At 53.7% G+C, this 15,469-nt stretch carries 16 protein-coding genes; 9 read left to right on the forward strand and 7 right to left on the reverse strand.

The features are described from left to right. The first annotated feature begins 4 nt into the window (after nt 1-4). From CPH80_RS19690 to CPH80_RS19700, 3 genes are all read left to right on the forward strand, one after another. Nucleotides 5-1,138, forward strand: a complete 1,134-nt coding sequence (locus tag CPH80_RS19690; RefSeq protein ID WP_172898626.1) for a sugar diacid recognition domain-containing protein — start codon at nt 5-7, stop codon at nt 1,136-1,138. Between the two features lie 151 nt (nt 1,139-1,289). Further along, entirely contained in the window at nt 1,290-2,633 is a 1,344-nt protein-coding gene (locus CPH80_RS19695; RefSeq protein WP_096280611.1) for a GntP family permease, read from the forward strand. A 45-nt stretch (nt 2,634-2,678) separates the two neighbouring features. Next, entirely contained in the window at nt 2,679-3,812 is a 1,134-nt protein-coding gene (locus CPH80_RS19700; RefSeq protein ID WP_096280614.1) for a glycerate kinase, read from the forward strand. Between the two features lie 44 nt (nt 3,813-3,856). Here CPH80_RS19700 and CPH80_RS23435 read toward each other — a convergent pair whose 3' ends face one another. Then, nucleotides 3,857-3,976 carry a KUP/HAK/KT family potassium transporter gene (locus CPH80_RS23435; RefSeq protein WP_413772246.1) on the reverse strand — a complete coding sequence of 40 codons (120 nt, stop codon included), beginning with the start codon at nt 3,974-3,976 and terminating at the stop codon, nt 3,857-3,859. Between the two features lie 307 nt (nt 3,977-4,283). Here CPH80_RS23435 and CPH80_RS19710 point away from each other — a divergent pair, with 307 nt between their 5' ends. Then, the gene (locus CPH80_RS19710) at nt 4,284-5,132 is read left to right on the forward strand and encodes a transporter substrate-binding domain-containing protein (protein ID WP_096280620.1); all 849 of its coding nucleotides are present in this window, start codon (nt 4,284-4,286) and stop codon (nt 5,130-5,132) included. 9 nt (nt 5,133-5,141) lie between these two features. Here CPH80_RS19710 and ehuA read toward each other — a convergent pair whose 3' ends face one another. The 5 genes from ehuA to CPH80_RS19735 form a co-directional block, all read right to left on the reverse strand. After that, nucleotides 5,142-5,960, reverse strand: coding sequence for an ectoine/hydroxyectoine ABC transporter ATP-binding protein EhuA (ehuA, locus tag CPH80_RS19715; RefSeq protein WP_096280623.1), 819 nt, complete (start codon nt 5,958-5,960; stop codon nt 5,142-5,144). Then, nucleotides 5,957-6,628 carry an ectoine/hydroxyectoine ABC transporter permease subunit EhuD gene (gene ehuD / locus CPH80_RS19720; RefSeq protein WP_096280625.1) on the reverse strand — a complete coding sequence of 224 codons (672 nt, stop codon included), beginning with the start codon at nt 6,626-6,628 and terminating at the stop codon, nt 5,957-5,959. Before ehuD ends, ehuA begins: the two co-directional genes overlap by 4 nt. A 3-nt stretch (nt 6,629-6,631) precedes the next feature. Continuing rightward, complete coding sequence (ehuC, locus tag CPH80_RS19725) at nt 6,632-7,297, reverse strand: ectoine/hydroxyectoine ABC transporter permease subunit EhuC (protein ID WP_096280627.1); 666 nt, start codon at nt 7,295-7,297, stop codon at nt 6,632-6,634. A gap of 144 nt (nt 7,298-7,441) precedes the next feature. Continuing rightward, entirely contained in the window at nt 7,442-8,041 is a 600-nt protein-coding gene (locus tag CPH80_RS19730; RefSeq protein ID WP_096280630.1) for a cysteine hydrolase family protein, read from the reverse strand. 131 nt (nt 8,042-8,172) lie between these two features. Next, the gene (locus tag CPH80_RS19735) at nt 8,173-8,496 is read right to left on the reverse strand and encodes a hypothetical protein (RefSeq protein WP_096280633.1); all 324 of its coding nucleotides are present in this window, start codon (nt 8,494-8,496) and stop codon (nt 8,173-8,175) included. Between the two features lie 289 nt (nt 8,497-8,785). Between CPH80_RS19735 and CPH80_RS19740 the strand changes: the two genes are divergently transcribed. The 5 genes from CPH80_RS19740 (at nt 8,786) to CPH80_RS19760 (ending at nt 14,617) form a co-directional block, all read left to right on the forward strand. Then, a complete protein-coding gene (locus tag CPH80_RS19740; protein WP_096280636.1) occupies nt 8,786-9,883 on the forward strand; it encodes a GGDEF domain-containing protein in 1,098 nt (365 codons plus the stop codon). Continuing rightward, entirely contained in the window at nt 9,880-10,122 is a 243-nt protein-coding gene (locus tag CPH80_RS19745) for a hypothetical protein (protein WP_096280638.1), read from the forward strand. The genes CPH80_RS19740 and CPH80_RS19745 overlap by 4 nt, the downstream gene beginning before the upstream one ends. Nucleotides 10,123-10,153: 31 nt before the next feature. Then, nucleotides 10,154-11,281: a cell division protein ZapE gene (gene zapE / locus CPH80_RS19750; protein ID WP_413772247.1), complete on the forward strand. Its 1,128-nt coding sequence runs from the start codon at nt 10,154-10,156 to the stop codon at nt 11,279-11,281. Between the two features lie 134 nt (nt 11,282-11,415). Beyond that, nucleotides 11,416-12,720, forward strand: coding sequence for a sensor domain-containing diguanylate cyclase (locus CPH80_RS19755; protein ID WP_227520267.1), 1,305 nt, complete (start codon nt 11,416-11,418; stop codon nt 12,718-12,720). Between the two features lie 7 nt (nt 12,721-12,727). Continuing rightward, nucleotides 12,728-14,617: a monovalent cation:proton antiporter-2 (CPA2) family protein gene (locus tag CPH80_RS19760; protein WP_096280641.1), complete on the forward strand. Its 1,890-nt coding sequence runs from the start codon at nt 12,728-12,730 to the stop codon at nt 14,615-14,617. 28 nt (nt 14,618-14,645) lie between these two features. On the opposite strand, the gene CPH80_RS19765 is transcribed toward CPH80_RS19760, so the two are convergent. Continuing rightward, nucleotides 14,646-15,449, reverse strand: coding sequence for a DUF1206 domain-containing protein (locus CPH80_RS19765; RefSeq protein WP_096280644.1), 804 nt, complete (start codon nt 15,447-15,449; stop codon nt 14,646-14,648). Nucleotides 15,450-15,469: the final 20 nt, after the last annotated feature.

Below are 15,469 nucleotides of genomic sequence, written 5' to 3' on the forward strand. Positions count from 1 at the left end.
GTCTATGATCACTCTCGACCACATCACAGCTCAGCGCATTGTAGATCGGGCGATGCAGGTTATTGGCCACTCGGTAAACGTGATGACCCCAGACGGAGTCATTATCGCGTCAGGAGACCCACTTCGAGTGGGTGAAGTTCACCAAGGCGCGCGTCATGTGGCGCTGCAGGGAGAGTCCTTGGCGGTTGATGCGTGCAATGCGGAGAAGTTTCCCGGAGTTCGCCACGGGGTGAACGTTCCCATCACTGTGGGCCATCAGATTGTAGCCGTTGTCGGTATTTCCGGTGAACCGGCCAAGGTCTTGCCGTTCGCCGATTTGGTGAAGGTTACAGCCGAGCTCATGCTCGAGCAGACCGCTCTTCTGGAACTGGGCCAGCATCGCCGCCGGCAAATAGAAGACACCCTGTTAGCGTTGATCATTGGCCGCACCGTTCCGGAGATCTGGCTGGACCGAATCGGCTTCGATCTGGCTCAATCGCGTCTTGCGTTGATCATCGAACCTGCGCAACTACCGGGTCCCGATGACTTTGTTATTTCGCTGATGCGGCAGTTGGAGCTCAGTGACAAAAGCCTGTTATTGGCACAGGTGGCACCACAGCGGCTTCTTGTACTTGCTCCGGTAAAACCATCCGGCACGGGAGGGCTGCGCTCGATAACAGAACAGGCGCTGTCGCGGCTGCAACGCGGCTTACCAGCAGCCACTTATATGGCCGTTGTGCTAGCCGCAGGACAGTTCGTTGAGGGGAATCTCCAGGGATGCTACGAATCCGCTCTTGCAACAATGGTCAACGGCAGGCGCGAGTCACCACAAAAACGAATTCATTACTATTCGGATGACCCAGTAACCATTCTATGGGAGAGCCTGCATCCTGGCTGGCAACAGCAGGAACTGTTGCGTCCCTTGCAAGCGCTGCATTCACATCCCCGTCACCTTTTATATGTGCGCACCCTAAAAGCGTTTCTTGACGCCAATGGTGATGTGCAACAGTGTGCGGTGTCCCTGCACTTACACCGGAATACCATTCGATATCGCCTGAAGAGCGTTGAGCAACTGACCGGGTTGTCGCCATTCCGGCTCCCGGAACTTCTCCATTTGTATCTGGCATTGAACTCTGACAGTCGCCCAAGTCGTCGTTGATTTGTCCATATGCACAAAAATAGGCAGCCGGCGGCTTTAATTTCAGGTCTTTCGCCTAAAGACGAATTGCCCTCCAGCTTCTAAGCTCAAGGCTTGAACCAAACTCCCTGACTGGGAGAAATAATAATTAAGGTGATGCCGGAGGTATCCTATGTCTATGGTTTTAATTTTAATCGCACTTATTGCGTTCATTGTGTTCGCAACGAGTAAATTGCGCCTCAATCCTTTTATCACGCTATTGCTGGCATCGTTCATCGCCGCTTTTGCATTTGGCCTGCCTTTTGACTCCATTGAATCAACGATTCGCGGTGGTTTTGGTAAAATTCTCGGCTACATCGGCCTTGTTATTGTTTTGGGTACCATCATTGGTGTCATTCTTGAGCGCACCGGCGCCGCTATTGTGATGGCTGAAACCATCATTAAATGTTTGGGCAAGAAATTCCCCACCATGACGATGTCCATCGTTGGGTTTATTGTGTCTATTCCGGTGTTTTGTGATTCCGGTTTCGTCATTCTAAACAGCCTGAAACGCTCAATGGCGAGAACCTTGAGTGTATCCCCCGTAGCGATGACGGTGGCGCTTTCCACTGGCCTGTTTGCAACCCATACCCTGGTGCCACCCACGCCAGGGCCGATTGCGGCAGCGGGCAACCTCGGGCTGGAAAACAACCTGGGGCTGGTTATCGGCGTTGGCCTTGGTTTTGCCATCATCGCGGCGATCGCGGGTCTGGTTTGGGCGTATTTTTCACGCAATCTGCCTAGTACAGAGCTTGAACTGACAGAGGAAGCATTTCAGGAAGGCAAAGAACATTACGGTCAGCTGCCCGGTCCATGGAAAGCGATTGCCCCTATTTTTGTGCCTATCGTTCTGATTTGCCTTGGTTCAGTCGCCAGTTACCCCGCCGCCCCACTGGGAGATGGCGCTCTGTATGAAGTGTTGAATTTTCTCGGTAAGCCACTGAATGCCCTGTTGATTGGCCTTGGGTTTGCGTTGTTTTTGATCCAAGGCGGCGAAAAACTCAAAGAGTTTGCGCGTCACACCGAAAAAGGCATGGCTGTCTCAGCGCCGATCATTCTGATTACCGGTGCGGGTGGTGCATTTGGTGCAGTTCTGGCAGCGACACCACTGGGCGATTTCCTTGGTCAGAACCTGTCTACACTGGGTTTGGGCGTTATCATGCCGTTTATCGTGGCCGCTGCACTGAAATCGGCACAAGGTTCTTCAACCGTCGCTCTGGTTACCGCGTCTGCACTGGTCGCCCCGTTGTTGCCACAGCTTGGACTGGACACAGATATGGGCCGCGTATTAACTGTGATGGCCGTTGGCGCCGGTGCCATGACTGTTTCCCACGCTAACGACAGCTATTTTTGGGTGGTATCCCAGTTCAGTAAAATGGATGTCGCAACGGCATATCGCTCACACACAGCGGCAACGCTGTTTATGGGGCTGGTAACGATTACTGCAGTTTGGCTGGTATCGCTGGTGGCGCTGTAAGCGTTGTCAACGATGCGCTGAACAACTTACCCGTAAGGACACAGCATGCGCGTACTCATTGCCCCTGATTCGTTCAAAGAGTGTCTGACCGCGGAAGCCGTCGCCAATGCCATTGCCGTCGGTTGGCTGCGAGGTGCTCCGGCGGATCAGGTGGTTCAAATCCCTCTGGCGGATGGCGGCGAGGGCACGACAGCTACTCTTGTGAGCGCGATGCGCGGCACACTGCACCAAACTTGGGTAAGTGACCCTTACGGTGCGCAGATCAGCGCCAGTTATGGGCTAATAGAGGAGGGGAGAACAGCCATTGTTGAAGTCGCTGAGGCAAGCGGCCTGCACTGGGTGGCGGAATCTGGCCGAAATGCGATGACAGCGTCCAGTTATGGTACCGGTGAGCTCATTATGGCTGCCCTGCAACACCAGCCAGAGACGCTCATCGTTTGCCTTGGTGGCAGTGCCACCACCGATGGTGGTGCGGGTATGCTGCAAGCGATGGGCGCGCAACTGCTGGACGACAACGGCCACCCCATACCACCCGGTGGTGAGGGGCTACAACACATCAGCCATTTTGACCTTGCAGAAGCGAAGGCCAACCTGGCAGGTGTACGGATTGTGGTGGCGTGCGATGTCACCAATCTTCTACTCGGTGATTTGGGTGCTGCAGCCGTATTCGGGCCGCAAAAAGGTGCCTCGCCAGACGAGGCCAGAGTACTCGATAACAACCTTGGCACATTCGCCCGGTGCTTAGAGAAAAGCGGTTACGACATAAGCAGCTTTGCGGGAAGTGGTGCAGCCGGCGGTATTGGCGGCGCTGTCGCCGGTATTCTCGGTGGGTTCCTGAAGCCCGGCATTGAGCTGGTTATGTCAGCTGTGGACATGGAAGCGCATATGCAAGCCACCGACCTGGTGATCACGGCTGAAGGTGCTATCGACGGGCAAAGCGCGTCCGGGAAAACGCCGACGGGTGTCGCCAAACTGGCTCAACGCTATCAGGTACCTGTTATTGGCCTTGCTGGCAAATTGGGAGGGGGTAATATGGCAGCCATTCATGACGCGGGCATTACAGCGGTTTTCTCGATTGCCCCGGGGCCAATCAGTAAAGACGACGCTATCGCTAACGCCGCGCACTATCTTGAGAATACTGCAGAGCAGCTGGCCAGGCTTATTTCGGGGCTGAAATAAAAAGGTTGATGGCCTGCCGATGGACTGTATGCAGCCACTCCCAATCAAATACCCAATTGCAGCCCGATTTCAATGACTCGGCCGGATGGGATCTGGTAAAGCGATGTCGCATGCAGGGTATTGCGAACCATGAGCGCGAACAGTTTGTCGCGCCACGCCATCATGCCGTCTTTCTTCCACCATAGGCAGCCGCCAAGTTGTCGGATGAGCGGAATGCCAGCACAAGGACAATCGCGGCACCTCCAATTAACGTGCGGCGGGATCGGCTGTCTTGGTCTTGGTCCGGCCAGGTTTCGATGCTTCGCGGGGTTTCGCAATGTCCCTTCATTCTTCTTGAACTCAGGTACTCCCTGTAGTTTAGTTTACTCGCAGGATGGTGGGCGCCGGGCGAGTCTTCATGCGCTTTGTGCCCTCTAAATGTATGCCATACTAGATAGATATCATGTGATGAGTTTAAAACGAGGTACGGTGATGAAGTTATTAAAAAATACATGTACTAAAACGCTGGCACTGGTGCTGGGTGTAATGGCTGTAACCGGTGTGGCTCAGGCCGGTACACTTGAGGATCGTATTGAGGACGGCGAGACAATTCGTCTCGGGTTCGCCGCAGCGCCGCCTTGGGCCTATGCGGGTAACGATGGTTCAGCCAAAGGTTTTGTTAATGGTATCGCCATCGATGTGCTTAAGCGCATGGGCCACACCAATATCGAACCTGTTCTGACCAGCTGGTCCAGCCTGATTCCCAGCTTGAAAGCACGCCGAGTGGATATCGTAACGGGTGGGATGTACATCGTTAAGGCGCGCTGTGAAAACATGGATTTCTCGGATCCCATTGGCGCTTTCGGTGATACGTTTGTAGTGCCTAAGGGCAACCCTAAAAACCTTGAAACCTATCAGGATCTGATTGACCAAGATCTGACGATGGTTGCGCCTTCTGGTTACAACACGCTGACAGATGCCAAAGATGCCGGCGTTCCTAACCGCAATATCAGGGAAGTACCAGGCACGACGGAAGCACTGGCTGCATTGCGCACGGGCCGTACCGATGCGGTTCCGATTAACGTACTGGAAGCCAAGCATGCTGCAGATTTGGATGAAAAATTCGATATCTCAGACCCCGAGGTTTTTGTGGGCCGTGATAAGCAGGTTGTCGGTGTTGGCTTTCGCTCAGAAGACAGCGCGTTTCGTGAGGCGTTCAACAAAGCCCTGAAGGATTACATGGGCTCTGATGAAATGATGGCGACCGTTACACCTGATGAGTACATCAAAGCGTTTTTGCCAGCAGGGCAGACCACAGAAGCGGCTTGCAAGTCTAACTAGGCTGTTGACCTAGTTGGCATCCAAAACAGCACTCAGGAACTGCTGAGTGCGTTCTTTCTGGGGATTGTCGAACAGCATTTCTGGTGCTCCCTGCTCTTCAATCTTGCCGTCGAAAAAGAGGCAGACCCGATCTGAAATTTCTCGGGCAAAGCCGATCTGGTGCGTCACCATCAGCATAGTCAGATTGTGTTGATCGACCAGGCTGCGGATTACGCTGGTTACTTCGCTGATAACTTCCGGGTCTAACGCGGAAGTGACTTCATCAAACAGCATCACCTTGGGGCGCATGGCAAGCGCGCGAGCGATTGCGACCCGTTGCTGCTGTCCACCAGACAGTCGCGAGGGATGCTGATCGCGTTTCTCTGCCATGCCCACCAAATCCAGCAGTTCCAAAGCCCGCTCCTCGGCCTCTTCTTTCGACAGCCCTAGAACGTGTACCGGCCCTTCCATGCAGTTGCCAAGCGCGGTCATGTGGGGGAACAGGTTGAAGTGTTGGAAGCACATGCCGATCTTGGAGCGTATTTTGCGCAGATGGGCCGCGTTGGCGGGAATAAGGCGGCCATTTTTCACCATGTGGGTTAGCGGTTCACCGTCTACATAAATCACGCCACTGTCGATTGTTTCCAGTGTCATCAGCATCCGCAGAACAGTGGTTTTGCCCGAGCCTGAGGGGCCGATGATGGTGACCATCTCGCCGGTTTCAACGTCTAGGTTCAGGCCGTCGAGCACGGTCAATTGACCATATTTTTTGGTCACGTTTTGAAACCGCACCATAGGCACAGTGTCGCCCTCGAGTTTCAGTGGATATTGGCTCACATCGTGTTTCATTTAGTCAGTCCCATTTTTTGGCGCAATGCCTTGTCGAGTCGCCGGATGAACCAAGCGGTTGGCAGCGATATGGCCAGAAAAATAAGGCCGACGAGTGTGTAGGGTTCTAAATAGCGGAAGTTATCAGCACCAATGGAGTTGGCGGTATGCATCAGTTCAGCCACCCCGATAACAGACAGCATCGGCGTATCCTTGAGGATGCCGACCAAATAATTGCCCATGCCCGCAAACGCCGGCGGAAGTGCTTGTGGAATGATGATGCGGCGATAGGTTTGGGCGGTCGATAGATTGATGGCCCGAGCGGCCTCCCACTGACCTTTGGGTACGTTTTCGATACCGCCCCGGTATACTTCTGAAAGATAGGCGGCGTAATGCAGGCCGATCGCGATGAGGCCTGCGGTCCAGGGCGACAGGCGAAGGCCGAACTGCGGGCCAACGTAGTAGATGAAGAAGATCTGCAACAGCAACGGTGTTGAGCGAACAAATTCCACCAGTTCGCGCACGATGAAAGTCAGTGTACGTGAGGGCGTGCGTTGTGCCAGCGTAAATACCAGCCCCAGTACCACCGCCAGAACATACCCACCACCTGCTGCCATCAGCGTATTGCCCGCTGCGGCTATCAGGCGGGGCAGGATCTCCCAGGTAAAATCCAGTTTCCAATCAAGCATGGTTTAAGTTCGTCCGATTTTGCGAGCCATGACCCGTTCCAGCCAGCGCATGACGGGCGTTACCATAAATCGCGCAATAATGTAGTAAACCACAAGCGCCGTACCGAACGCTTGGGCTGACAGATAGGTATTGTTATTGATCTGGCGAGTTTCAAACATCAGATCGGTGACCGAAATCAGGGCGACCAGCGCGGTACCTTTCAGGATCTCGACCATCAGGTTGCCCCAAGGTGGCAATATGGTGACCAGCGCTTGCGGCAAAATGATCCGTCGCATGCGCTTTGCGGGTGACATATTCAGTGCCAGCGCGGCTTCCCATTGACCTCTGGGAACGGACTGGATTGAGCCGCGGACCAGTTCGGCACCATAGGCGCCATAGCAGAGCCCGACGGTGATAAAGCCCGCGGCAAACTTTTCTAGGGTGAACCCAAGGAGCGGTAGGACAAAGTAAAACCAATAAAGCTGCACCAGAAGCGACGTACCGCGAAAAAGTTCAATATAAACGGTGGCGGCAGCACGCACGGTTTTCGAGTGTGCCATCTTCATCAGTCCCGAGACCAGCGCGGCTGCAATCGCAACGAGAGCGGCCAGCCCGAACTGCCCTAAGGTGATCAGCGTGCCTTCGAAGAAACGGCCGCTGTAGGTTACAAGGAAATCGAAATAGGACATCGTTATGTTTGGTCTCTGGCTCGTTTCGGTCCGCAATCACTGATGTCCGATCCACGAAATAGATGGTGTCCGGGATCATTGAACCCCTGCAGTTATTACCGCTGGCCTGGCGTTCATTTTTTGACCAGCTGGTTTAGCCTTAGCTCAGCGAAAGCTGTCCACGTTGTCCACGACTGCGGCGTAAAGATCTCGCGTTGAAGCCAGCGCACCGTCATGGACTTCTTGCGCGGAAAGCACCTTGCCATTTGCGGCTTCCAAGGAACGGGTGGCCGTTGTACTGGCGACAACGGTTGGTGAATATCCCAGGTTGAACCCACCGTGCGCAGTGGAGTTGATGCACATGTGAGTCATGAAGCCCGCGAGAATGATGTTTTTAACGCCCTTCGCTTTAAGCTGATCATCCAGATCGGTTTGTACAAACGAGTTTGGGAAGTTTTTGGTAATAACCGGCTCGCCGTCTTTCGGTGCAACGGCGTCAGCAATGGCGCCAATGTGAGCGTTAACGTCATAGGGGGAGCCCGGGCCGGCATCGTGGCGAATATGAAACACTGGAATGCCTTTGGTGCGAGCCAGCTCCAGAAGTTTTCGGCCCTCTTCCAGAGCTTCATCACAACCTTCAAGCTTCATGACGCCTTCAAGGTAGGTGTTCTGGTAGTCGATCATGATCAGAGCGGATTCGGAAAGGCTTGATGGCGCGAAGCTAAGGCCGTTCAGCTCTCTGAGCGTTGTTGAAGCTGTTGTCATGTTTGTTCTCCAGCGGTTGGTTTAAAGCATCAGCGTAATATGCGCTGCTTGCGCGGTACATACGACGAAAAGTCATTTCGATGGGCCGTTAGTAGTGTGCCCTTTTCGGGCGACTGCCTAGCACTTTGGGCTCAGCCAAAATAATCCTGCATCCAGCCAAAAAATGTACCCGTGTCTACTGCAGAAAGCGCCATTTGTTTAAAATCGTTCCCTACTTCATCCTCAATGGTTACAAACTGATAGAGCAACACACCTGGCTGTTCATCGTGCAGGATGAGCGTGATGCGCCGGCGGGTGCGCAGGCAGTCGATGGTCATCACGTCAGCGGGAATACCGGTATCACGCATACCCCGGCGTACTTCCACTATCGGGTTGATGTGCTGATGGGCCGCCTGAATGCGGGTATGGGCGTCGCTGGCCATGTCGGACAAGGCTTTGAGGGGATCTGCGGACATTTGAACCTAGTCGATCTGAGGGTGAATTATTGACGAACACCCGCCATGGTAGCCCAACTAATACTCGTCGCGAATCATAGTTCGTAACTCATGGCTACTTTCGGCTCTTGGCTGGAGTTGAGGGTGGCTTTGAGTTGTTGCAGGAGTTCCTCCAGAGCCCTACATTAATACTGTGAAGCGTATCTCAAATTTCCCCTTTTAGTTACCCTGAGGGAGGCCTGCAAAGTGATTTGCGCCCCAGCAGATCTTTTATGTACTGTTACGCGACTTGGCCACGAGAACCGTTTTTATGCCGACAGTAACGATCGACCCGAATTACTTTTCGCCTCGCGATATGCTCATGCTTCGGCTATCTATTCTGATTGGTGGCGTGTTGATTAGCCTGTTTATGATCGGCGATCTTCAGATGGTGCCCGAAGAGCTTGTGGATGCTTACGTCACAAACCGGGCGTTTGTTCAGCTTCCCATTGTTTTTGCTCTGCTCGCTTCCAGTTTCCATCGGCGTTTTCTACAGTTTTCTCAGGTAGCGTGCTTTCTCGCGATTCTTGGCCTTGTTTATACAAACTATTATTTCATCCACGTGTCATGGCAACTTGCTGCATTCAGTTTTCCCTATGAGGGAACCTTTCTGTATGCATTTTTTGGCTTTTTTGTATTCGGAATGACATTCCGTTATGCGCTATGCCTAATGCTATTGAGCACTGCGGGCTTTATATGCCTGATGCTGCTGGACTCGGTATACGGCGATCGTACATTTATGAACGTGGGGTTTGTGGCTGGCTCACTGTTTATAGGTGCTATCGGGAGGCACAGGTTGGATCAGTTACTTGGCGCGCTTAAAAGTGCGAATGAGCAGTTGATTACCCTAAGTACAACCGATGGGCTCACGGGGTTGTCGAATCGGCGTGCTTTTATGGGTGAGTCAGAGCGGTTGTTTGCTCTGTTACGACGGTCAGGTCAGCTGATGAGTGTTTTCATGATCGACTTGGATCACTTCAAAAAATTCAATGACTCATACGGGCATCAGGAAGGTGATCGCGCTATTCGTTGCCAGGCGGACATCTTGAGAGCTGTTTTTAAACGCGAGACGGATATTCTCGGTCGCTATGGTGGTGAGGAATTTATTGTTGTTGCACCGGGAGATGGCAAGAACGATTTTGAACGTCAGGCCGCCCAGATTCTTGCTCAATGGCAGGCGCTGGCAATGCCGAACGAAGACAGTCCGAGTGGACAGTCTCTCAGCTGTTCCATCGGTATCTGCCATGGGTTGCCTACCGATTATGGTTCTCTGGAGAATATGATTAAAGCGGCTGATGAGGCACTGTACAGCGCGAAAGAAAAAGGGCGGGGGACGTTTGTAGTGGCTGAGCCGGCGCGCCCAATATGAAAACGACTTTTCCCATCCGCGTGGCCGCATTGCAGGTTGATACCCGCATCGGTGACACGCAGCACGGTGTTGTTCTGGGATTGTGGTGGCTGAAATCAGTTTGCAGGGGGCAGAGCCACAGGCCCCAGTTCCTGATCGTTTCTGGCTTCGCAGGCGTGGCATCATTCCGGCCTTCTCTTGGCACCTTCATGGAATCTTGGGGCGGCGCTGGTATCGGAAACATATCCGCCGCTGAATGACTTAATCAAATAAAATGGCTGCTGTCATTGTATGAAGCCTTGCAACTCCTCGATTACAGAACTTTCTCCCTACGCAGCCTATCAACAGGCCCTGGCCTCCGGCTTTAAAGACGACCCGGCTCAGCATCAGGCAGCGCTGTGCTTGCAGCGTTGCTATGAGCAGTTGCAGGCGGGCGAGCTGGATACTCAAGGCGTGTATCTTTGGGGGCCGGTAGGGCGAGGAAAAACCTGGTTGATGGATCGTTTTTATCAGGCTTTAACGGTGCCTGCACGGAGGCAACACTTTCATCATTTTATGCGCTGGGTACACCGGCGCCTGTTTCAGTTAACCGGGCAGGAAGATCCGCTTGGCCTGCTCGCGCAGGAGCTGGTGGCCGAGGCGCGGGTGTTGTGCCTGGACGAGCTATTTGTCAGCGATATCGGCGATGCCGTGTTGTTAGGCGGTTTGTTTCAGCAGCTGTTTGCGCAGGGGCTGGTTGTGGTGGCCACATCTAACCAGCCTCCGGACGATTTGTATGAAGGTGGCTTTAATCGCGAACGCCTGCTGCCAGCCATTGCAGCCATCAAGCAGCACACGCAGGTGGTAAGTGTGGATGGTGGCCAAGATCATCGGCTGCACCCAGGGGACCGTCAGCAACGCTATTGGGTAAATGAACCGCAGGCTCTAGGAGCCGCATTTGCCGAATTGCTCAGTGATGGCGAGCAAGCCCACAGCGAACCTTTGCTGCTTGGACATCGTGAAATCAACGTAGTGCAGCTTAGCCAGAAAGCATTGTGGTGTCGTTACGATGACCTATGCGAGCAAAAACTGGCAGCACAGGATTTTATTGAGCTGTGTGATCGTTTTTCTCATGTGTTTTTAAGCGAGGTGCCCCGGCTAACGGGTGGCGGCCAGCAAGCTGCCATCGCTCGCGGCACGGAAGATGGCGTGACTCAGGTGGCAGCAGGAGATCGACAGTTGCAGGCGTTGTCTTATCAGGATGATGGGGTTCGCCGGTTTATTGCTTTGGTCGACGAGTGTTACGACCGTGGTATTCCACTGTACCTAGATGCAGTTGTGCCCCTGAACGAGCTATACAGCACGGGTGCTTTGGCGTTTCCGTTTCGCCGCACGCTTAGCCGGTTGCAGGAAATGCAGTTGCAACGTTTTGGTCAGTAGGCTGAGTTAGCGTGTCAGCGGCGGCCATTAACATCAATAATCTGCCAGATTGTGCTAAATTTATAGGTGAAACTTAGCACCTAGCCGCCGAAGACCCTTTTCGGAAACCTAATGCCTATGCCCAGCGATAACCCATGAACGAAAAAAAACACAAAGGGCAGAGCATTCATGCAGCCAGTATAGTGGGTGAGCAGTTCATAAAAACCATCATGGATAGTACGCCTAATATGATGGGCTATTGGAGCACAGATTTACGCTGCCGCTACGCGAATAATGCTTTTAGTGAGTGGTTTGGGATGCCGCCCGAAAAGATTATCGGGATTCGATTTCAGGATCTCGTAAGCGCGCAATTGTTTGCCCAGAATGAACCCCATATCCGCGGAGTCCTAGCTGGTGAACCGCAACGCTTTGAGCGCACTCTGAACAAAGCCGATGGCAGTGTGGGGCATATCATCGGGCACTACATTCCTGATTTTGGTGCCGATGGCACCGTCAGAGGGTTTTCGATTCAGGCCAGCGAAGTGACGGGTCTCAAGGAAATCGAGGCGAAGCTCAAACTGGCCGCGTGTGTCTTTGAGAACACACTTGATGGCGTTCTGATCACTGATGTTAATGGCACTATCTTGTCGGTTAACCCGGGATTTATTGAGATAACGGGCTACACAGCCGATGAGGCAGTCGGGCAAACCCCTCGTATTCTACAATCCAACCGACACGACCAGGCATTTTATGACTCCATGTGGGGTGAAATAGAAGCCAACGGTTGCTGGCATGGAAAGATATGGAACCGTCGTAAAGACGGGGAACTCTATCTGCAGCGCATGACCATCAGTATGGTGCCCGATGAGGACGGTAAACCTATGCGCTATGTGTCTGTATTCAGAGACATTACGGCTCTTTGGCGTAAAGATGAATACATCAAGCACTTGGCCTTTCACGATGCGCTGACTGACTTGCCTAACCGCACGTTGCTGATGGATAGGATTGATCAAAAGCTTCTCCACGCCGAACGTGAACGGAGCCAATTCGCACTAATGTTTCTCGACCTCGACGGATTCAAGCTCGTTAACGACCGGCTTGGTCATAACGTGGGGGACGACCTGTTAAAAGATGTGGCGAAAAGGCTGCTAGAACTGGTGCGGCGATCCGATACCGTGGCCCGTGTGGGTGGCGACGAGTTCATATTCATCCTCGATAATCCGCAAGGAAGAGACGAAGTTGCCGAGGTTGCGAGCCGCATTGTTAGCTCGATTAATGAACCAATAGACGTTCATGGAGAGGCGTTCCAGATAGGGGTGTCCATAGGTATTGCCGTGTTCCCTGTTGATGGAGATACATCCGCTAATTTGATCAAAAACGCTGACACTGCAATGTACGCCGCCAAAAGCGCCGGTAGGAATAATATCCGCTTTTTCTCGACCGTCGGTCGGGTGTCGTGACCACCTTATGACCGCCTACTTCATCCAAGCTTTTATTTATCTATTGGCTGCCGTAATCATCGTGCCATTGGCAAAGCGTTTTGGCCTGGGTTCCGTGCTGGGCTACCTGGTTGCCGGTGTGGTGATTGGGCCGGTTACGGGGCTGGTGGGGCAGGAAGCCAGCACCATTCAACACTTTGCCGAATTTGGTGTTGTGATGATGCTGTTCCTGGTCGGCATGGGGCTCGACCCCAAGTCTCTGTGGGCAAAGAAAGGTCGCTTGTTTGGGCTTGGTGGTCTTCAGGTGGTGTTGACGGCTGCTGCTGGGATGGCTTTGGCTTGGTGGCTCGGGCTTGAGTGGCGGGCCGCGCTTACGGCTGGTTTTATTTTCGCGTTGTCGTCCACCGCGATTGTGCTGCAAACCCTGAGTGAGAAGGGATTGTCGAAAACCGAAGGTGGGCGTAATTCGTTTTCTGTTTTGCTGTTTCAAGACATCGCCGTTATCCCCATGCTTGCTTTGATTCCGCTGTTGGCACTACCGGAGCTGAGGGATGGTTCCGGCTCTGTGCCCAGTGGGGGCTCTGGTCTTAGTCTGGTTGCTGGCCTGCCGGGTTGGGCCCATGCCTTGGTTGTTGTGGGTGCGGTCGCTGCGGTTATTGTGGGTGGCTATTACCTGAGCCGCCCGGTGTTTCGATATGTGGTGCAATCTGGGCTGCGTGAGATTTTCACCGCCACGGCGCTGATGTTGGTGATTGGTATTGCCGCACTCATGAGCCTGGTAAATCTCTCGCCGGCCCTGGGGGCCTTTTTGGCGGGCGTGGTGTTGGCCAACAGTGAATTCCGCCACGAGTTGAAAGCCAGCATCGAGCCGTTCAAGGGTCTGCTACTAGGTCTGTTTTTTATCACCGTGGGCGCGGGAATCAACTTCCAGATATTGGTGGCAGAGTGGGGCACGGTTGTCTCTCTGGTGGTGGCTATCATCGCGATTAAGGCGTTGATTCTTCTTGTTCTTGCACGGATGTTCGGGATTCGCGGTAGCAACGGCTGGTTGTTTACGCTTGGCTTGGCGCAGGTGGGTGAGTTTGGTTTTGTGCTGCTCACCTACAGTGTTCAAAACCGTGTGATTCAGACGGATGTTTCCGAGATTCTGTCGCTGGTTGTTGCACTGACCATGTTCCTCACTCCCGTGTTTTTTATCGTCTACGACCGCATTGTGCTGCCCCATTACCGGCGGCGCTCCCAGGGCGATGAACGGGAAGCGGATACCATTGATGAGCGGGCACCGGTTATCGTGGCCGGCGTAGGGCGGTTTGGGCAGGTTGTTTGCCGCTTACTGCGTGCTAACGACATTCCCATCGTGGCCCTAGACCACGAGTTCGAACAGATTGAAAATTTACGTAAGATCAATATCAAGAGCTTCTTTGGTGATGCCAGTCGGCCCGGTTTGCTGGAAACGGCGGGTATTGAACAGGCCAGCTTGTTGGTGGTGGCGATTGATGACCGGGAGCGCACCGTAGAGATCGTGAAGCATGTGAAGAAGTACTTCCCAAATGTTTGGGTGTTGGCACGAGCATTCGACCGTGGCCATGGCTATCAGCTTCGCGAAGCAGGTGCTGACAACGTGGTCAGTGAAACCTATCTCTCGGCTCTGGAACTTGGTAGCCACGCCCTCACTGCCGTGGGTGTGCATCCGATGCGGGCGCGGCAGATGACTTGGGCATTTGTCGACCATGAGCGGGCCCATGAAGACGAGTTGTTTGAGGCCTGGAAGGAAATAGAGGAAGGCATTAATTTCAGCCCCCGCTATGGCGAGCTGTTTATGAAGCTGGAAGAGGCGCTAAACAGCGCCATGCACCGGGAATGGGAAAAGCCAAAGTCTGAGGATGTCCCCGTTTGGACGCCGCCTCCGCACAAATGAATGCTGGTGTTGATCTATTCATCTTGGGTCAGTCGGTTCCGGATGATGGATCCACTCGGCGATAAAAAGCCTCCAACATACTGTATGCGCCGAAAGCGAACAGCCCGGCTGCGACGAAGACCATAAGCGACATGCCGAAGGGTTGCTTGCGAAACGCGTCGAATACCTCTGCGATGCCGCCGGCCTCATCAGGGTTCACGTTGTAACCCGCGATGATAAAAAAAGTGCCAACGACCATGAACACCAAGCCGCGAATCATCAACCCGAACCGGCAAATGGGATACGCCCAGCGCTGGGTTTGAGGAGGCATGTCAAAGTTGTCAGCAAATTGCGCTCTTGCGCCTTTGATGGCGTGGGCGACTCCGACGCCGATCATGACGAGGCCGACAGCCCCGACCAGCCACCGTCCAAAGGGCTGGCTCATAAGCCAGCCGGCAGCGCCCTCGGAGCCGCCACCTTTGGAACCGCTGCCGCTCAGAGTAACGATTAGTCGTACCGCAAATACCGCGAGAAGTATGTGTGTTACAGCACTCACCGCCAGACTTGCCCGAATAACTAAGCCCTTAGGGCCGTTCCCGTGGTGATCTGTGTCAGTGATGGCCTGGATGCAGCGCCACAATGCATAGCCCGTGAGGCCAAGCGCCAATGCACCCAGTAGAACTTCACCCATAGGCGCGCTCAGCAACCGTGTTAGAGCACCTTTGCTCCCTGTGGTCTGGCCGCCCTGACTAAATGCTGCCAGCGCGGCAAGCCCTCCGACTAACAGGTAAACAATGCCACGGGCTGCGTAACCAACGCGCGCAAAGAGGGCGAGTGCTTTTTCAGGTGTCATTGTCGTTAATCATGTCAATC

The sequence above is a fragment of the Marinobacter sp. LV10R510-11A genome, assembly GCF_900215155.1.
GTDB lineage: Bacteria > Pseudomonadota > Gammaproteobacteria > Pseudomonadales > Oleiphilaceae > Marinobacter.